Raw genomic sequence first — 16,448 nt, forward strand, 5'->3', positions numbered from 1 at the left:
TCCGGAATCAGTTGGGTCAAAGTTCTTCTCCCCCGGTAATGTGCAGCAGTTCGCCGGTGACGAAATCCGCCTTGAGCAGATAGAGAGCCCCGAGTGCGATGTCTTCCGGGGCTCCGGTTCGCTTGAGAGGATTTCTCTCCGCGAGAGCTTCAAACTGCTGCTGTGTCTCTCCGGGAGCCGGAAGAATGGGGCCTGGGCAGATCCCGTTGACCCGGATCCGCGGACCGAGTTCCTGAGCGAGTAATTTCGTCTGCGCCACAAACGCTGCTTTCGCCTGTGTGTAAGCGGCCTGACCGGGAATCGGACGTTCTCCCCGCCAGTCGACGATATTGACCACCGCGGCGGAAGTGTCAGGAGGAAGCCGCTTGACCATCTGCTGGGTGAGAAAGAAAGGGGCCTTCAGGTTAATGGTGAAATGCCGATCCCAATTCTCCTCGTCGGTCGAGAGGAGTGTTCCCTGTTCAAAGATCGCTGCACTGTTGATGAGAATGGTGATCGGTCCCAGTTGCTGAGTGGCGGCCTCGAGCACATGTGCCGCAGCTCGGACCGGTTGCAGCAGTTCCGCCTGAACAGCACAGGCCGAGACTCCCAGTTGCTGGAATTCCTGAACGGCTTCAGACGCCTCCGTGGCCGATGTTCCATAGTGCACACAGACGTTGACCCCTTCCCGCGCCAGAGCGCGTCCGATCTCTCGACCGATTCGGATGGCGCCACCGGTGACAATTGCTGATCTGCCCGCCAGAATCATATGAAGTCCTGTTGCGAATCATCCCTGGCCTGCGAGCGGCCTTCTGCTTCCGTTCGCGGATTGTAGCCGTTTCAGTTGCGGGTTCATGTCTCACGCCGATTCCAATCAGCCAGTCTCCGGGAGGCAGGTCCCGCGGCGGCTCGCCTTTTGTATCACCGATCTGGATCCGGGAGGGGCTGAACGGGCACTCGTGCAGCTGGTGCAGCATCTCGACCGCCGGGAATGGGACCCGATCGTCTACTGCCTCGGACCCGAGGGTGAACTGGCGGCTGTTTTGAGAGGGGCCGGTGTCCCGGTGGAGTGCTTTGGCGCCCGGCCGTCGCAATTGGTTTCGGTGATTCGGCGCCTTAGCGGGCGGCTGAGAGAGTCCCGGCCCTGTCTGCTGCAGTGCTTCCTGTTTCACGCCAACATTGTGGGACGTATCGCCGGTCGTCTGGCCGGAGTTCCCGTCATCGTCGCGGGGCACCGTGTGGCGGAGAAGGATCAACGCTGGCACCTCTGGCTCGAACGCTGGACGAAGCGCTGGGTCGATCATCACGTTTGCGTGAGTGCGGGAGTGGCGAAGCACATCGAACAGCAGACGGGGGCGACTGCGGACCGGATCAGCGTGATTCCGAACGGGGTCGAAATGCTGTCGCCAGGGGGATTGCTCCCTTCGCTCCGGCAGGAACTTGGAATTCCGCCGGAAACGTTTCTGCTGCTGGCGGTCGGTCGGCTCCATCGTCAGAAGGGCTTCCTCCTGCTGCTGGAGGTCATCCAGACGCTCGTTTCCAAGGGGCGGAACATTTGTCTGGCGGTGATCGGTGAAGGGCCGCAGCGGGCCGAGCTGGAGTCCAGAATCGCCGATCTGGAAATCGGCGGGTCGGTCGTCCTCCTCGGTTATCGATCGGAAGCCAGGCGCTGGATGGGGGGAGCCGACGCGTTTGTCCTGTCGTCCGAATGGGAGGGAATGCCGAACGTCGTCCTGGAGGCGATGGCAGCCGGTCTGCCCGTGATTTCAACGCCAGTGGAAGGGATCTCTGAACTGATCCGGGACGGGGAGACGGGGATCGTCGTAAGTCCAGTAACGGTTGAGCACTTCGCCCAGAAGATTGAACAACTTGTCGACATGCCCGACAGGGGCAGGAAGCTGGGGGACAAGTCGCAAGCCTCTGTGCAGGCGTTGTTTACGTGGTCATCAGTTACGCGAAGCTACGAAGCTCTTTACCGCCGGTTGTTGTAGGAATCGGACTCGGCGTGAAACTCAGATGGAGGCTGTTTTCAGTGCCAAACAGCCATAAAAAATTCAGAAACTTTCAATTCCATATGCCATTGGAGCCTACGACACAATCGACCGGATGAAGCTTCGATGGGGGGGCGGTTCCGCTTGACGCGAACGGGCTGGTGCGTATCTTTTGAGGCCGTGTGGGGATCGAAAAGGGGAGTGTGAAATTGGGGCGTCAGCCCTCCAACTCCCGGTGCGGACAATGTCTGAACTTGATCCGGATCCTCGGCTCGGCCGAAGCCTGAACCTGCGCCCATTGCTTGGGTTGCATCGTTCAGGGGACGAACTCAAGGGCTTGAGCCTGCGAAGTCGTTGCGACCTGACACGACCAATAGAATCTGCTGCTCCCGGATGGAGCACCGACCCTGTTTTGCGCAACAGGGTTCCCCCAGGACTTGGGGAATCTGCAGTGAGAACTGCGGGACCGCGCGCCTGAGACACGCCGGCAGGGAACCCTGTTGGTGACCACGGACGAGAAGTCATCGAGAGCTTCCGCTTGCTACCGGGCTTGCGGATACAGCAGCCAGGATGTGCTGCTACCTTTCGGGCAGCTGGGATTGGCTCCTTCCTCGCCAGTCTGCCAGCCTTTCGCCCCCAGATGACGCTGCACGGACGCGGCGTGGGGGCGAAGGGCTTTTTTTCATTCTCCGGTGAATCTCCCGTGTCCCCCTTGTGGAAGCGATCCCCTGAGCGGCCCGGACCTGCCTTGTGGGGAACGCCAAAAGGCCATTGAGCCATTCCGTCACCTCTCGCTTAACGTCACTGCCGGGTTTGATTCTCTGGCAGACGATTCCCGGGCCATCCACAACCGAGACGCTCCAGGTTTCAAATTCATCAAAAGTCACGTGCCGTCACGGACTTCTCCTCCCGCACTTTCACCAAGACCAATCGCCTGCGGATGAGCCGTGGCGGTGGGATTGCAAGCAATGTTCGGGAAAGAGAATGCGCTGTGCGGACAGACGGAGAGCTGTGTCGGCTCGCCCCCTCCAATACATTGCGAAACGCGAACACAAGCCCTGCGTTCCGAATAACGCTCCCCCCTCAGCTCAATTCAGATTCATCCCTCCGGGACAGATCAACTGTCGGAAGCGAAGTAGTCGATCAGAGAGACGTCCAATGCCACCGAGACAACGCATCAAAGTGGATCGATTGACGGCCTTCGATTTCAGGCGAATTCCGGGGAAGGGCTTGGATTCACGGATTTTTCTTGGTAGCTTCATTTCAGCTGTGACGCGAATTGCGCTATTTGGTTGGGGAATCGAAAGCAGCAAATTGCATCAGCGACCGTGCAAGGGAAGTGCACGGATTCAGTGAGGTTCGTGGTTGGGGTCGCCAGCCGGCGTCGCCTGTCTTTGCGCATGCAGAGCGGGATTGTGTTCTCAACAATGTGAATGAAACAACGACTGTTTCAGATTGTTCAGGACGGTCACCTGCAGGTTTCATGAATGGAAGAGTTTTTACTCGGGTATCAGGTCAACCCGCCGACATGGTTCTACCTGTCGACGTTGTTGATCCTTGCGGTCTATTTCCGGTTCACGCGATTTCTTTCGCTCCGGAATGTGGACTTGGTGCTACTGCTGTCAGCTTCGCCCGGGCTGATTTTTGTGAACTCCCAAAGCAGCGGGACCCAGTCGATTGGCCATGCATGGCTGTTCGTCATGGCCTGTCTGTTTCTGGTTCGCCTGTTTGTTGATCCATTTCTGAGTCGACGTCCTTATCTCGGCCAGAATCTGAATTCGCAGGGAATGGGATTTCTGTGCGTGGCGGCGTTCGCCTTCCTGACCGCGCAGGCCATTACCAGCTCACTCCCGAAAGCGACTCAGGACACGCTGGAGCGGGGGGCGAACATCGTTAATCGGACTCCTGAGAGCCCCGATCCCCAGAACCAGCCGAGCGCCGGCCCCGCCGCGGCAGTGATCGCCGCATCTGTAAATTTTGTCTTCGAAGATCTGGCGGCCCGCATTCTGGCGATTCTTGCCCACGCTGCCGTGATTACCGGACTCTGGTTCGTCGGCCGGAATCTGTTCGCCGACAAGTCGCTGGGGCTGGCGATGGCGACCCTTTACCTGCTGCTCCCCTGTACCGCGTACAACGTCGGCCAGTTCAATCACGTGCTCCCTGCCGCCCTGATTGTCTGGGCCTTTGTCTGTTTCCGCAAACCGGTCGTTTCCGGTGTTCTGCTGGGGCTGGCTTGCGGGACAACCACGTTTCCGGTCTTCCTGCTCCCCATCTGGGCCAACTACTACGGCCGTCGGCAGGCACTTCGCTTCGTGATGGCTCTCTGTGGTGTCGCCATTGCTCTGCTGCTGAGCATTGCCATGACCTCTACCGATTCCAATTCATTCCTGCAGCGGACGATCGGTTCCCTCAATCTGGCACTGGCGGCATTTTCCGGCGTGCAAGTGAACACCGGATTCTGGGGAGATATGAACTATCTGTCGGTCTACCGGTTACCGGTGATCGTCGCCTATTTCGTCATGCTGTTCGTGATGGCACTCTGGCCCAAAGTCAAAACGCTGGAAGTGCTGCTGGCCTGGTCGACTGCAGCGGTTGTCGGGACGCAGTTGTGGTATCCCCAGGAAGGGGGAGTGTACGTACTGTGGTATCTCCCGCTGCTGCTGATGGTGATGTTCCGGCCCCGACTGGTGCAGCTGGCGAGCAGTTCCACTCCCGGTGATCTTTCGGAAGCAAGCAGTATCTCCACCGGAAAGTCAGGACAGCATCCGCTGATGACACGAACCTCGGCCAATCGCAATCTGCAGATGTATCGCTGATGCGAGGTTTAATTTCGCTGGGACGCGTTCGCCCGATCGGGTGCCTTGTTTTCCTGAGTGAACAGGACGGAGTGCGTTCTCGCTCGGTGCCTCGGTGAACAGCGATTGTGGTCTTGAGGGCAGGTTGCTCGTTCCACTGTCCGCGCGCAGCAGGCGTTTCGTGCGGTGCAATGCTCGCTTCCACGTGGCGAGAACGGGGACATCGAACGCGAAGATGCGTTAACGTGCATCCCGAAGGACAGCCGCGAACCATTGCGGAGACTCCGGTCGCGCAGATTCACTGCGGTGAACAATCTGCAACCGTGTCTGATGCTCCAGCCAGTCGCGGACGGCGTCCCGCTCAAGGTCTCCCCCCGCGTGTCCCGGATAGGCAATCACGGACAGCAATCCGCCCGGCTTCAGCAGAGCGGTCGCGGCCATCAGAGCTTCAAGAGTCGATTTCGATTTGGTGACGACCTCTTTGTCGCTCCCCGGCAGGTAGCCGAGATTGAAGAGCATCACGTCGATCTGCTGATGGAACGGAAGAGGAATGATTCTCAGCAGCTCGGCGTGGTTCGCCTGAAGCACGACCGTGTTCATCAGTCCCGCCGATGCAATCCGCTCACGTGTGGCCGAGACTGCCGCCGATTGAATGTCGATTGCAAAAACGTGTCCTTCGGGCCCCACGAGCTGCGCAAGAAACAATGTGTCATGACCGTTGCCGGCGGTGGCATCGACCGCGATCCCCCCCGCGGGCACAGTCTGACTGACCAGTGCGTGGGCTTGCCGTGTCAGCGGAACCATCGAGCCACATCTCCCTCAACTGGAATGGCTTGATCGTTCAAGAGCAGCTGGACCAGCCGCGTACTCCACGTCGGCGCCAGGAGTGATCCCTTGGCACCCAACCCATTCAGGATCCCGACCTGTGGCAAGTCCGGATGCAGGCCGACGACAGGGTGGAAATCCCGAATCACGGGGCGAACCGCTCCCCGCTGATCGACCACCTTGAGTGGAAGGTCAAGAAGCTGTGCACTCTTCTGCAGGAGTTCGGTCCGCCCAGCAGTCGTGGGCTGATTCGTCAGGTCGTGCCATTCGAATGTGGCACCGATCCGGAACAGCGGCTTCTGCTCGGGGGCGATCCAGATTCGGTCGTGGATCGCACGGTGCTCGTGCAGTTCCGGAATACTGACGGTCAGGATTTCGCCTTTGGCAGCGCGAAAGGGAACGCGGGCAAACCCGCAGGGAAGTTCGGGGACATATCCCTGGCAGAGGATCAGCCGGTTTGCCGTCAGATTCAGTTTTGGAATCTGAATCGCTTTCGCATGAAACGTCACGTCGACCGGCAGGTTGAGGTCTCCATGAAAATACAGCTGTTCGCTTTCGAAAAATTTGCGTGAGGTTTGCAGATACGTGCCGACATCGAGTCGGGCTGTCGGCTTCATCACAAACCCACCGAAGGGTGCCCGCAGGGCGCCACCGAGGCGGAGATCGCTGGCGTCCACGCGTGCGGCGAACTCGGGTTGTTGCAGCCTGCGCTGGAACAAATCCCGTTGAGCTTCATCGGCAAACAGACGGATCGATTCTCCGACCCGGAACAGGTCGACCTGCAGTAACTGCTCGAGCTGTCGATAGAATTGCAGCGCTGCAGGCCACAACACTTCCCATTCGTGCGTCTTCGCCAGTCGAGGGCCGGTAATCGGGGTGATCAACCCGGCGGCCACACGGGACGCTGTGTCTCGCTCACCACGATCCACAATCGCAATCCGCATCCCCGCTTCCCGCAGCTGCCAGGCGAGCGTGGTGCCAGCCAGTCCTTGCCCCACGATGATGACGTCATAATGGGAAGGTGAGCCAGCCATCGGGGGATTATAAAAGACGTCGTCCGGTTGGCGAAGTGACTCCCCACACTGGGCCGGAGTGCCGGTCGAGCAAGTCGATCGCCATCAACAGGTTATCAACAGCCGCCACGGCAGGCTTCTTCACAGAGAAACCCGACAGGAATTGGACGACTCAGCGGGTGACTCCCCGCCCGCCGCAATGACGCCCTGATCTCCAAAACGGCAGATTCGCAAACTTTGACGTGGAGGGAATTGTTTTTCGGCGGACCTCAGTGCGAACGGCGTGGTGTGTTTGATCCGCCGTCTGAACTCCAGTATGTTCAATGTTGCTGGACTGGATTCGAACGATCCAAGCCGGGGAGACCACTTCCCGCTCCTGCTGCCACACTCCGCTACGGCTTCGAACCATATGTCTTCATCGGCGTTCTCCAATAATCACGACATTCTCAGTTCTCCCTGTCTGCAGGGTGAACGTGTCGCCTTCACGGGGACGCTGGCTTCGATGACTCATGCGCAGGCAGCCGCCCTCGTGGCGGAGCACGGAGGGACCGCAGCCGAACATGTCAGCCGCCAGATCACGATGCTGGTGATTGGCGAAGAGGGGTGGCCACTCGAAGACAACGGACAACCGTCGGTGAAGCTGCAGCAGGCAGAGCGCTGGCGCGAAGCGGGTGTGGAAATTGAACTCCTCAACGAATCGCAGTGGCTGGGGCTGCTGGGGTTGAATGATCATCGTGACGAAGTGCACCGCCTGTACACGCCGGCAATGCTGTCATCCATTCTCGGCGTCAATGTGCATGTGATTCGCCGCTGGGCCCGCATGGGGCTGATTCGTCCGATCAGGCACGTTTATCGTCTTCCTTATTTTGATTTTCGCGAGGTCAGCTCTGCCCGCAGGTTGAATGACCTTCTCGAATCGGGAATTCCCCGCAAGGATCTGGAAGAGAGTCTGCGGAGACTGCCGGCAGTTCAGCGGGGGAACGAACGTCCGTTGGAGCAGCTGCAGATTCTTGCCCATCATCTCGGTGTGGTGGTTCGGGATGAACATGGACTGGTGATGCCCGGGTCCGGGCAACGACTGATTGATTTTGATGGTGTGACGGAAGAGGACCCGGTGGAAGAGACGCCGGTCAACGAACTCCCATCGATTCGTCTGGTTCCCAAGGCGTTGTCCTCGGACGAGCCTCGTGACTGGCTGATCGAAGGTTGCCGTCTGTATGACGCTGGCCGGCTGAATGATGCTCTGGAAGCCTTCAGGCTGGCGGCGCGCTCCTCTCCGGGGAGTGCGGATGTCCATTTCCAGTTGGGCGAGTGTCTGTACCGGATGGGGAATACCGAAGGCGCAATCGAACGCTACTACTCGGCCGTGGAGCATGATCGCGACTTTCTCGAGGCGTGGACGCAGATTGGCTGCCTGCATCGAGAGCTGAATGCGCCGCAGGCGGCTCGCGGTGCGTTTCAGATCGCTCTGGATCTTCTTCCTGATTATCCGGATGCCCATTTTCACATGGCGGAAACGCTGCACGATCTGGGAGATGAACCGCAGGCCCGCATTCACTGGCAGGAGTACCTGCAGCACGACTCGCGCGGCCCTTGGGCGGACATTGCCCGCCAGCGTCTGGATGGCGAGGACGCTTCCTGAACGTCAGACGCTGTCGTCTGCCTTGTTTTGATGGAAACGCTGCCCGGGTGACCTGACCCTGTCCCCGTTGGCGTGGCTTGGGGAACGTTTTTTCGGCCCCGGTCGTCGATTTTCGGCAAGGCGATTACAATAGCGCCTCATGAGCACGCCCTCCGAATGCACGCTGACCGCCACTGAGCCCTGTCCGACACCTCTGGCCTGGCAGGAGGTCTGTCACTCGGTCTCTGAGTCGGCAGAATCGCGAGTCATTGAATTTGCTGGCGGTGAGGTGGAAGTGGTGGAGTTCGGGGCGGGACCGCCGCTGGTGGTGCTCCCCGCACTGGCAGCCAGTCCACGGCTCTTCTTTCTTACAGCGTGGCTGCTCAAGGACGCGTACCGCGTGGTGATGCTGGGGCATCCGGTCTGGAAGAAACGCCCCCCGGTCCAGCGGCTTTTCGATGAGACCGTCACGATTTCCGCCGCTGCGATCCGCCACCGATGTCCGTCAGGAGCGCCGGTGTACGCCTCTTCCTGGGGAGGCCAGGTAGCGTTACGGATGATGAGCCGTGAACCTCAGCTGATTCACCGGCTGCTGCTGCAGGGAACGTGGGGATTGCGGGAGTTCAGTCGCCTCGAATGGCTGCTGCTGCAGGTCGGTCGGCGCTGGCCGGGACGACTCCGCCGACTTCCCTTCTGGACGGCCACCCAGTTGCAAAATCACCGCCGCTGGTTTCCCCCTTTCGATGAAACGCGGCTGGGATTTCTGCTCAATGAGCTGGGGGTGGTGCCGGTCCGTGATGCCGCTGCCCGACAGCTGGCTGCGGCGGTGGACCTGCGGGCCGACCTGTCAGCGGTGCGTCAGCCGGTCCTGGTTCTCCGCTGCGAAGGGGACGGTCAACGGACCAGCGCCGCCAACGACGAGTTGCAGTCCCTGCTTCCGCAGGCTCGAAGCGAAGAAATGTTTACGTCCGGACACTATCCTTACCTGACTCACCCGCATCGACTGGTCAAGATCGTGCGGAACTTTTTGACATCACCTTCAACCTGATGAGATCATGAGCGCCACGACTTCCCAGCTGCCGGAACCTCTCGATGTCATCGCCGTCGGCGCCCATCCCGATGATGTGGAAATTGCGGTGGGAGGAACGCTTGCGAAGCTGGTGCGGCAGGGATATCGGGTCGGGATTGTCGATCTGACCGATGGTGAGCCGACTCCCAATAGTCCGGGTCCGGAAGTCCGCTTGGCCGAAGCACAGGCCGCAGCCCAGGTTCTTGGAATTCAGTATCGCAAGACCCTCGATCTGCCGAACCGGAAGCTGTTCGACTGTTACGAAGCCCGCGTGGCGTTGGCAAAAATCCTGCGGACCTATCGTCCCAAAATTGTGATGGGGATCGCCGATAAAACCCCATTGGCCTCTCCCGACCACTGGCAGGCGATGCAGATTACCGACGCAGCGGTTTTTTATTCCCGCTTGACGAAATGGGATGGCGAATTCGATGGACTGCCGGTGCATACCATCCGGCAGCTGCTGTGGTATCCGCTCAATTTCGGCACCAGCTGGATGGCGGAGGCGGCCGGGTCGATGGTGGTCGACATTTCCGACACACTGGACCAGAAGCTGGCTGCCGTGCGGGAATACAAAACACAGTTCCCGCCCGCGAAAGACCGCGTTTTTCAGATGGTGGAAAGCCAGGCTCGAGTACTGGGACATGCCGCTGGGGTGCAGGCTGCTGAACTTCTGATTGCTCCCAAGCCGGTCGTGATTCGCGATCTGGTGGAGACATTTACAGGAACAGCCGCGCCCCGCACCAATCTGGATGAAAGTACGCAGGCCGTGCGCTGATCCGTCATCTCGTTACTGATCGCCGTGGGAAGAGCTGCTCGCCCCGGGACGGAGTTCGATTTCCTGTCCCAGTCGGGCACTTTCCTCGGCAGCCTGCAGCAGCGCCTGGGCACGAACGACGTCGCCAATATCCGGTACCGGGACCAGCCCGCCCGCCAGACGACGACCGAACAGATCGATCATCACATCTTCGGCAGACCGATCAGACGTCAGCGATTCCTTCTCGACTCCCCGGCCTGTCTGCCATTCGAGCGTCTCTTCGCCGGTGATGTGAATCCGGCCGTGTCGGCAGGTCACTTCGCTTCCGCAGATCGGGAATTTCGTGAGGGGGCCGTCTTCGATGGTCAGCCGGACGGAGACCGGTCGCCCTTCCCGATTCATCCGGCGAAACCGGATCACCAGCTGCTCGCCGTTGGTGCTGCTCTCTACCGATCTCGCCTCAGACTGCATGACGTTGCAGCACCAGTCGATGGCCATCAACCGGGGAAAGGGGGTCTCCGCCGGCAGTCGGCAGACGACTTCCATCTGTTCGATGGCCCCCAGTTGCGTGGCGGTCAGCTCCCGGAGCCGGAGGGTGGAACGGGCCCACCGGTGGGCGAGTTCCGGCATGACGAGTGTGCGGGTGAGGAACGCGAAATGTTGGAGCCGACTCAGGTCGAGCGCTGCGATTTTCTCCAGAACCGAGGCCAGAACCAGTGAGGGACGCTGTGAACCGGCCGATAGAATCATCGGCTCGACACCCATCCACTTCACTTCGGCGACGACGACTCCCCGTGATCGCTTCAGCACGCCATCGAGGCTGGCGGACGGCGTCATCATCAGGCGACGGGCTTCTTCGGCTGCGTCGTCGAGACAAGGATCGAACAGCTCGCTCAGGCAGAGTCTGCGCTGGCGCAGCACCGCATTAACGGCTGGACTCCGGGTCGCCGGCCCAACACCGATCAAACCAACTTGAATGACGGCAGCCCCCATGTGCAGATACGGATTCCCTTCTCGTCACGGGGTCAGGAAGTGCTCATCCAAATGTCCTTCAGCGGACAACTTTCGGGAAGATGCTCCCGAAGCCGGATGCTATCGCCCCGGGAAAGAAAATGAAACCGCCGTTGGGATGTCCTGGGTGGGTGAGGGAAATTCCTCTGGGCGGCTGCTCTTTCCTGTCCACTCCCAGCAGATGATTTCGTCAGCTGAATGGCTCATCCGTGCGTGGCGGGAACGGGGCGATCAGGCGACAGCGTCCTGCTGTTGGAAGCGGACTGCAAACCCCGACCTCCCCCAAGATGCGGAGTGTGTGTTGGAGTGGTGGTAGCGACTGTAATCATCAGGCTGCTGATGTCGAAGCGGGAGCAGCGACGCGGCCTCGGTCGAGGTAAGTCTCCGCAAGTTGAGCAATTCTGCATCAACTGGACAGAAAGCGAGGTAGCATAAACGGACGCTGCCTTCGGCTCTGTGGGTGTACGCTCCGGAATCCTCATGGATTGCCGTGATGAGGTCCCGGCCGGTTGGGCAGATTGATTGTCGGTGATGCCAGAACTCGTCGTTGTGATCCAGTGGAATTCTTCAGGAGGCTGAAATGTTACATGCAGTGTGTCGGCGTTGGTGGGTTCTGCTGTTGCGCGGATTGTGTGCGATTGCACTGGGAATCAGTGCGATTGCCTGGCCCGGTATCACGCTGGTCTCCCTGATGCTGGTCTACGGGGCCTTCTGCCTGGCGGAAGGGATCACCGGGATCATGATCGGCGTCGGCTCGGGGCCGCAGGGACGAGTCTGGTGGCCGATGGTGCTGTTCGGGCTGGTGTCAGTCGCAGCCGGGATCCTGGCGATCATGAACCCGCCGGCGATGGCCCAGGCGCTGATTACTGTTCTGGCAATCGTGTCGATTGTGCGCGGGGTGCTGGAGATTTCCTCAGCAATCGCCCTGCGCAAGGAGATCGACGATGAATGGGTGCTCATCCTGTCGGGAGCGCTCTCCATCGCATTCGGGGGCTTGCTGCTCGCGAAGCCGGGAGCCGGAATTGAAGCGATGATCCTGCTCTTCGGATTCTATGTGACGGTGATCGGGGTGACGGCAGTCGCACTCTCACTGCGACTGCGACGCCTCGGCCGCAAACATGGCGACCCGACGGCCGAGACGGTGTGATCTCCAGCGAGTCTTCTGTCCGTCGAAAAGCACGAGCCCGCTCCTGCACAGGTCCGCGGGCTCTGTCCGTTTCACCGTGACAGCGTGATCCGCTTCCGCTGCAGTTCCTGATTGTCGCACCGGAGGACCAGGTCGTAGTCACCCGGTTCGAAGGCTTCGAGCATTGTGTAGTAGAACGTGGCGCGGGCCTGTTCGCGCGGAACGACGTCGCCCAGACGTTCGATAACACGGTTGTTGGCGTCATGCAGATTGACTTCGACCCAGATATCTTCGTGCGGCTGAACCAGTCGACATTGAATCCGCACGATTTCGCCATATTTGAATTTCGAGCAGCGGTCGGCCAGCACACCGCCGACCAGCGTTGTTCCGACATCGTATGAGAAGACCTTGTCCCGGGGGGAGACCGCAACGTCGTTCCGGAGCAGTTCCGCAGCCCGCTCGTCGGAGAGCGCAGGGAGCTGCATTTTTCCCTGAGGACCACGCTCGCGGAAGGGGTCGCGTGTGGCTTCCGCTGCCACGCCGAGCGAAGAGACGACAACCAGTACGGCAGCAAAACCCGGAATGGTTCCCAGCACTCCGAGCCAGCCTCCACGCGCGGTGGAGCCGGGAGCCGTGGTGGCATCGGCCAGTCGGCCTGTCAATTTCTGAAGGGCTCGACCGCGTCCAGCAACCCATTCCCCGATGCCGCGCGCTTCACGCTCGGAGAGGAAGGTGCTGTAAGTGGCGATGAAGATGAGCGGGAACACCACCAGCCCCAGCGTGAACATCGTCATCAGGTGAAAGACAATTCCCAGACTGATCATGATCACGCGGGACCAGCCACGCCACGCGAGAAACAAAAATGTCGCTTCCCACAGCAGAGTGACATAGCACATCACCACAATCAAAGCGGGGAATAGTGTCAGGAATTCTCCCAGCGGATTGGCCATGTTCACGTTGGTCAATAACCAGTACGACAGTTGGTCACCATTGAAATAGCTGGGCGTGTGCAGCTTGGTGGCCGCTGCACCGAGATAGATCAAGCCGAGCAGCATCTGCACGAGGCGACGGGGCCAGCGTGGGGAGCGGAGTTCGGATTCGGGAACCGGCCCGCGCAGCCAGGCGTCGATCGACCAGACTTTCCCGCAGTCGGAGAGTGTGAGCAGAAACAGAAAATGGGTTCCTGCGATGGTGAACTTCGCCATCGTCCCCAGCGCATCGAGCAGACCGAAATAAGGATACAGAAGGGCCGACATCGCCAGACAGAAACGGGTCTTCCAGCCGAGCATCGCCGAGGTCAGCACAAACACGAACAATGTGTAGAGGGCGACCGCTCCCCAGCCGGGAAGAATCGGCAGCAGATCGGTATGCCCATAGCCCTCCCAGAAGGGGGCGGGGATGCCATCGGTCGAGTACAGTTCGCGGGCGTGAAACCAGCGGGGAAGCACGCCGAACATCAGTCCAAAGGGAACGAGAATGCGCATCAGCGCCAGTGCGTAAGGAACCTCGGGGGCGTAGAACCAGTTCTCAACCCGCTGCAGATCGCGCCGGATGCGTTGTTTCATTGTGGAATCGGTCATAGGAGCAACCTTGCTGGTCCCGTATCAGTCCGGGGAAGTCGCGAGTCGGCACTCTGAGAGGGGGAACGAAGTCTGCGCGTCAATCGTACAGTGTCTAAGGATCAGCAGCGGGCACGCTGTAATTGACCGGCTCAACCGAGTTGAAGCCCCGAGCCGAAAACGACTGCGTATTCACGTACGACTGCCCGCGGGCGACATCTTCCCGTAAGCGGGGGTTATTGATGATCGAGCGATGGGCGAGGAGTGCCGCCCAGGAGATGTTCCGTCCGGTGCATTCGCCGTCGGGTTCGTAGACTCCTCGCAGGTAGTAGTAGGACCGCGGATGACGCGGCTCATCGAAACGCCGCTTCCACACGGCATCGGGCATGTTGTATTTCTTGGACCAGGCTTCTTCGACCAGAAAGACGCGCGTGATCGGCTCATGCTCGGTATGGGCAAGCGTATGTGCGGCAAAGCGCCCGGCATAGGCGGCGTTGACGTCGTAGTGATGGCGACGGTCAGCCCCATAGGGAATGAACTCGCCCCACGGGGGCGCGGCATCGTAGTACTGGCCGCTCATCCCTTCGGCCACCAGATGGCGGCGCATTTCAAAGCTTTCCCAGCCGCAGAACATGTCCCAGACGATGAAGTACATCCCCAGGTGCGCGTTCTCTTTAAAGCCGATGGCGTGGGCAAAAATTCCCCAGCCAATCGCCGACAGGTAACCTGCAATCAGCAGGTGCGTCCCCCAGCGTTTCATCGCAGCCTCCTTGCTGCCGAAGTCAACGGGACGCGCTCAGCACTTCAGCGGCCGACAGCCCGCCCCATCAGGACGGGGAAACTATCGGGAATGGCTGAAATCGGGTCAAGATGAGAGTCGGTGTTTGCCGAGGGCGAGACGCCCGTCCGCCATTCCGAGCAGGGCGCCGCTGCTTACGGGGCGGCTGCGGCGGGCATTTCTTCTTCGATTTTTCCCCCCGGCTGGACTTCTTCATCCATGCTCATGACGTAAACAACCATGCCGATCAGCATCAGTACGATCGCCAGAATGAACAACTTGCTCTTCCCCTTGCCTTGCGGCGCCGGGTGCGAAGAGTGCCCATGATCGCTGTGGTGATGGCCGTGATGTTCGTGATGCTGATTCATGGGATTGAACTGGTTGATTTCGACGATGGGGGTCAGAAGTGCAAGTGTAGCCCACACTGGGGATTTTGTGCAGGGATTCGTAAGACATCTGCCCGGCAGTGGTTGGACCGACCCGGAAACACAGTGCAGCGTGACTGATTCCTGCAGACGCTGAAACCCGGGAAATCAGGGCAGGCGGCACGACTGATGCAAAGGCCCGGGCCTTCCCTTTCACACAGCCGCCAGACCGTCCAGATCGGGCGCGGAGATTGACACCCTCCGACGATCGGATCAAGATGACATCATGCCGCAGCGGGTCCGCCACCCGAGTGACGGAGCATCTGCGGCTGGCGGTCGTTGCGCCTCGCGGAGAAGCCCTCGGTGTCGCAGTGGAATGCCAGAAAATCTCAGTCGTTCAGGACAGTGATCCCGGGTGGACAACAGTCGGACCATGCAGCGTGAGCCAACTGATCCCCTGGATGCGCTCCTGATCCTCGGGACCTATCAGCTGCGCGGCAGTTTCTCGCGTGCGTTATCGCTGGCCAGCCGCCTTCCTCCGGAGCGGGTCAAAATCCGCCTGCTCAGCACTGACCCGGTGCAGGTGACCACGCAACGTGGTCAGCAATTGAATTCGCTGGCGTACCGTTCTCTGCTCTGGCCGGGACTGGGACGATTGACACGCCGCTGGGCCTGGTCTGATCTCCGTCGCGATCCTCCCGATCTGATCGACATTCAGCATCGTCGGATGTTACCGCTCGGAAACTGGCTCGCCAGAAAGCTGCAGCGACCCTACCTCGTCACCGTTCACGATTACCTTCGCGAGCGAGAGAGGTTTATCGTCGATTTGCAGTGGTGCCGTCGGATTATCGCTGTGAGCGAGTCGGTCAGAAGTGAATTGCTCGACCGGACCCGCTTGCCGGAAGAACTGGTGACCGTGATTGCCAGCGGTGTGCAGCCGCCCGAAGAATCTCAGCTGCTCCCCATCCTTTCTGCCGGGCGAAGCCCTGTGATTGGAACGGCCGGACCGCTGGAAGCGGGCAAGGGGCTGCGGCATTTTCTCCGTGCGGCTGCCATTATCCTGAAACAACAGCCGAATGCCATGTTCGTCGTTGCCGGTTCGGGACCGGAAGAGAGTTCACTCCGCCGGCTGGCAATGGAACTGCAGATTTCCCAATCGCTGACAATTCTTCCTAACCTGCATGATTTCAGCCCCGCTCTGCGAGCGATGGACATCTTTGTTCTGCCGGCGCTCAAACAAGGATTGGGAACGACGATGCTACAGGCGATGTCCTGCGGATTGCCGGTGATCGGAACAGAATCAGGAGGGGTCTTCAGTGTGGTGACGGATGGAGTCACCGGCCTGCTGATTCCCCCCTCCGATGAAGAGAAACTTGCCGAGCGCGTGTTGCACCTGCTGACCCATCCGGACGAGGCCCGTCAGCTTGGAAGCAATGCCCGGCAACGCGTGATGGAACATTTCCACGTGGATCAGATGATCAATGCGACAGTGGAGCTGTACGAGCACATTACGGAGAATGTGACACCGAGCAGCTCCACTCGAACCACTTGAGCCTGTTTGG

At 59.9% G+C, this 16,448-nt stretch carries 14 protein-coding genes; 7 read left to right on the forward strand and 7 right to left on the reverse strand.

All coding sequences use genetic code 11. The annotated features are described in order from the left end of the window. Window positions 1-16 precede the first annotated feature (16 nt). On the reverse strand, window positions 17-748 hold the full coding sequence (locus SH664x_RS07415) for an SDR family oxidoreductase (RefSeq protein ID WP_437206342.1): 732 nt from the start codon (window positions 746-748) through the stop codon (window positions 17-19). Window positions 749-833: 85 nt separating this feature from the next. On the opposite strand from SH664x_RS07415, the gene SH664x_RS07420 reads away from it, so the two are divergent. Together SH664x_RS07420 and SH664x_RS07425 are read left to right on the forward strand one after the other, a co-directional pair. Continuing rightward, window positions 834-1,970, forward strand: coding sequence for a glycosyltransferase (locus tag SH664x_RS07420; RefSeq protein ID WP_437206344.1), 1,137 nt, complete (start codon window positions 834-836; stop codon window positions 1,968-1,970). A 1,487-nt stretch (window positions 1,971-3,457) separates the two neighbouring features. Beyond that, window positions 3,458-4,786: a hypothetical protein gene (locus tag SH664x_RS07425; protein WP_437206346.1), complete on the forward strand. Its 1,329-nt coding sequence runs from the start codon at window positions 3,458-3,460 to the stop codon at window positions 4,784-4,786. 219 nt (window positions 4,787-5,005) lie between these two features. Here SH664x_RS07425 and SH664x_RS07430 read toward each other — a convergent pair whose 3' ends face one another. Together SH664x_RS07430 and SH664x_RS07435 are read right to left on the reverse strand one after the other, a co-directional pair. Next, window positions 5,006-5,569: a class I SAM-dependent methyltransferase gene (locus SH664x_RS07430; protein WP_437206347.1), complete on the reverse strand. Its 564-nt coding sequence runs from the start codon at window positions 5,567-5,569 to the stop codon at window positions 5,006-5,008. Then, the gene (locus tag SH664x_RS07435) at window positions 5,557-6,624 is read right to left on the reverse strand and encodes an NAD(P)/FAD-dependent oxidoreductase (RefSeq protein WP_437206349.1); all 1,068 of its coding nucleotides are present in this window, start codon (window positions 6,622-6,624) and stop codon (window positions 5,557-5,559) included. The genes SH664x_RS07430 and SH664x_RS07435 overlap by 13 nt, the downstream gene beginning before the upstream one ends. A 295-nt stretch (window positions 6,625-6,919) precedes the next feature. Between SH664x_RS07435 and SH664x_RS07440 the strand changes: the two genes are divergently transcribed. The 3 genes from SH664x_RS07440 to SH664x_RS07450 all read left to right on the forward strand — a co-directional run bounded on the left by SH664x_RS07440 (window position 6,920) and on the right by SH664x_RS07450 (window position 10,068). After that, a complete protein-coding gene (locus SH664x_RS07440; RefSeq protein ID WP_437206351.1) occupies window positions 6,920-8,245 on the forward strand; it encodes a tetratricopeptide repeat protein in 1,326 nt (441 codons plus the stop codon). A gap of 139 nt (window positions 8,246-8,384) precedes the next feature. Continuing rightward, window positions 8,385-9,272 (forward strand): alpha/beta fold hydrolase, encoded by an 888-nt coding sequence (locus SH664x_RS07445; RefSeq protein ID WP_437206352.1) that lies wholly within the window; start codon window positions 8,385-8,387, stop codon window positions 9,270-9,272. A 7-nt stretch (window positions 9,273-9,279) separates the two neighbouring features. Next, window positions 9,280-10,068: a PIG-L family deacetylase gene (locus tag SH664x_RS07450; RefSeq protein ID WP_437206353.1), complete on the forward strand. Its 789-nt coding sequence runs from the start codon at window positions 9,280-9,282 to the stop codon at window positions 10,066-10,068. Between the two features lie 12 nt (window positions 10,069-10,080). Here SH664x_RS07450 and SH664x_RS07455 read toward each other — a convergent pair whose 3' ends face one another. Then, complete coding sequence (locus SH664x_RS07455) at window positions 10,081-10,887, reverse strand: hypothetical protein (protein ID WP_437206355.1); 807 nt, start codon at window positions 10,885-10,887, stop codon at window positions 10,081-10,083. A gap of 751 nt (window positions 10,888-11,638) precedes the next feature. On the opposite strand from SH664x_RS07455, the gene SH664x_RS07460 reads away from it, so the two are divergent. Next, entirely contained in the window at window positions 11,639-12,205 is a 567-nt protein-coding gene (locus SH664x_RS07460) for an HdeD family acid-resistance protein (RefSeq protein WP_437206357.1), read from the forward strand. A gap of 71 nt (window positions 12,206-12,276) precedes the next feature. Here SH664x_RS07460 and SH664x_RS07465 read toward each other — a convergent pair whose 3' ends face one another. From SH664x_RS07465 to SH664x_RS07475, 3 genes are all read right to left on the reverse strand, one after another. Continuing rightward, window positions 12,277-13,764 carry an HTTM domain-containing protein gene (locus tag SH664x_RS07465; RefSeq protein WP_437206358.1) on the reverse strand — a complete coding sequence of 496 codons (1,488 nt, stop codon included), beginning with the start codon at window positions 13,762-13,764 and terminating at the stop codon, window positions 12,277-12,279. Between the two features lie 94 nt (window positions 13,765-13,858). Further along, on the reverse strand, window positions 13,859-14,503 hold the full coding sequence (locus SH664x_RS07470; protein WP_437206359.1) for a hypothetical protein: 645 nt from the start codon (window positions 14,501-14,503) through the stop codon (window positions 13,859-13,861). A gap of 173 nt (window positions 14,504-14,676) precedes the next feature. Next, complete coding sequence (locus SH664x_RS07475) at window positions 14,677-14,946, reverse strand: hypothetical protein (RefSeq protein ID WP_437206361.1); 270 nt, start codon at window positions 14,944-14,946, stop codon at window positions 14,677-14,679. 373 nt (window positions 14,947-15,319) lie between these two features. Here SH664x_RS07475 and SH664x_RS07480 point away from each other — a divergent pair, with 373 nt between their 5' ends. Next, a complete protein-coding gene (locus tag SH664x_RS07480) occupies window positions 15,320-16,438 on the forward strand; it encodes a glycosyltransferase family 4 protein (RefSeq protein ID WP_437206362.1) in 1,119 nt (372 codons plus the stop codon). The last annotated feature ends 10 nt before the right edge of the window (window positions 16,439-16,448 follow it).

This window comes from Planctomicrobium aquicomposti (genome assembly GCF_051466325.1).
Lineage (GTDB): Bacteria > Planctomycetota > Planctomycetia > Planctomycetales > Planctomycetaceae > Planctomicrobium.

Excerpts from the sequence above, each read along its gene's own strand:
- SH664x_RS07415 (WP_437206342.1), bottom strand. The coding sequence starts at position 748 with ATGATTCTGGCGGGCAGATCAGCAATTGTCACCGGTGGCGCCATCCGA.
- SH664x_RS07440 (WP_437206351.1), top strand. The coding sequence starts at position 6,920 with ATGTTCAATGTTGCTGGACTGGATTCGAACGATCCAAGCCGGGGAGAC.
- SH664x_RS07480 (WP_437206362.1), top strand. The coding sequence starts at position 15,320 with ATGCAGCGTGAGCCAACTGATCCCCTGGATGCGCTCCTGATCCTCGGG.
- SH664x_RS07445 (WP_437206352.1), top strand. The coding sequence starts at position 8,385 with ATGAGCACGCCCTCCGAATGCACGCTGACCGCCACTGAGCCCTGTCCG.
- SH664x_RS07455 (WP_437206355.1), bottom strand. The coding sequence starts at position 10,887 with ATGATGACGCCGTCCGCCAGCCTCGATGGCGTGCTGAAGCGATCACGG.
- SH664x_RS07425 (WP_437206346.1), top strand. The coding sequence starts at position 3,458 with ATGGAAGAGTTTTTACTCGGGTATCAGGTCAACCCGCCGACATGGTTC.
- SH664x_RS07430 (WP_437206347.1), bottom strand. The coding sequence starts at position 5,569 with ATGGTTCCGCTGACACGGCAAGCCCACGCACTGGTCAGTCAGACTGTG.
- SH664x_RS07465 (WP_437206358.1), bottom strand. The coding sequence starts at position 13,764 with ATGACCGATTCCACAATGAAACAACGCATCCGGCGCGATCTGCAGCGG.
- SH664x_RS07435 (WP_437206349.1), bottom strand. The coding sequence starts at position 6,624 with ATGGCTGGCTCACCTTCCCATTATGACGTCATCATCGTGGGGCAAGGA.
- SH664x_RS07450 (WP_437206353.1), top strand. The coding sequence starts at position 9,280 with ATGAGCGCCACGACTTCCCAGCTGCCGGAACCTCTCGATGTCATCGCC.
- SH664x_RS07470 (WP_437206359.1), bottom strand. The coding sequence starts at position 14,503 with ATGAAACGCTGGGGGACGCACCTGCTGATTGCAGGTTACCTGTCGGCG.
- SH664x_RS07460 (WP_437206357.1), top strand. The coding sequence starts at position 11,639 with ATGTTACATGCAGTGTGTCGGCGTTGGTGGGTTCTGCTGTTGCGCGGA.
- SH664x_RS07420 (WP_437206344.1), top strand. The coding sequence starts at position 834 with ATGTCTCACGCCGATTCCAATCAGCCAGTCTCCGGGAGGCAGGTCCCG.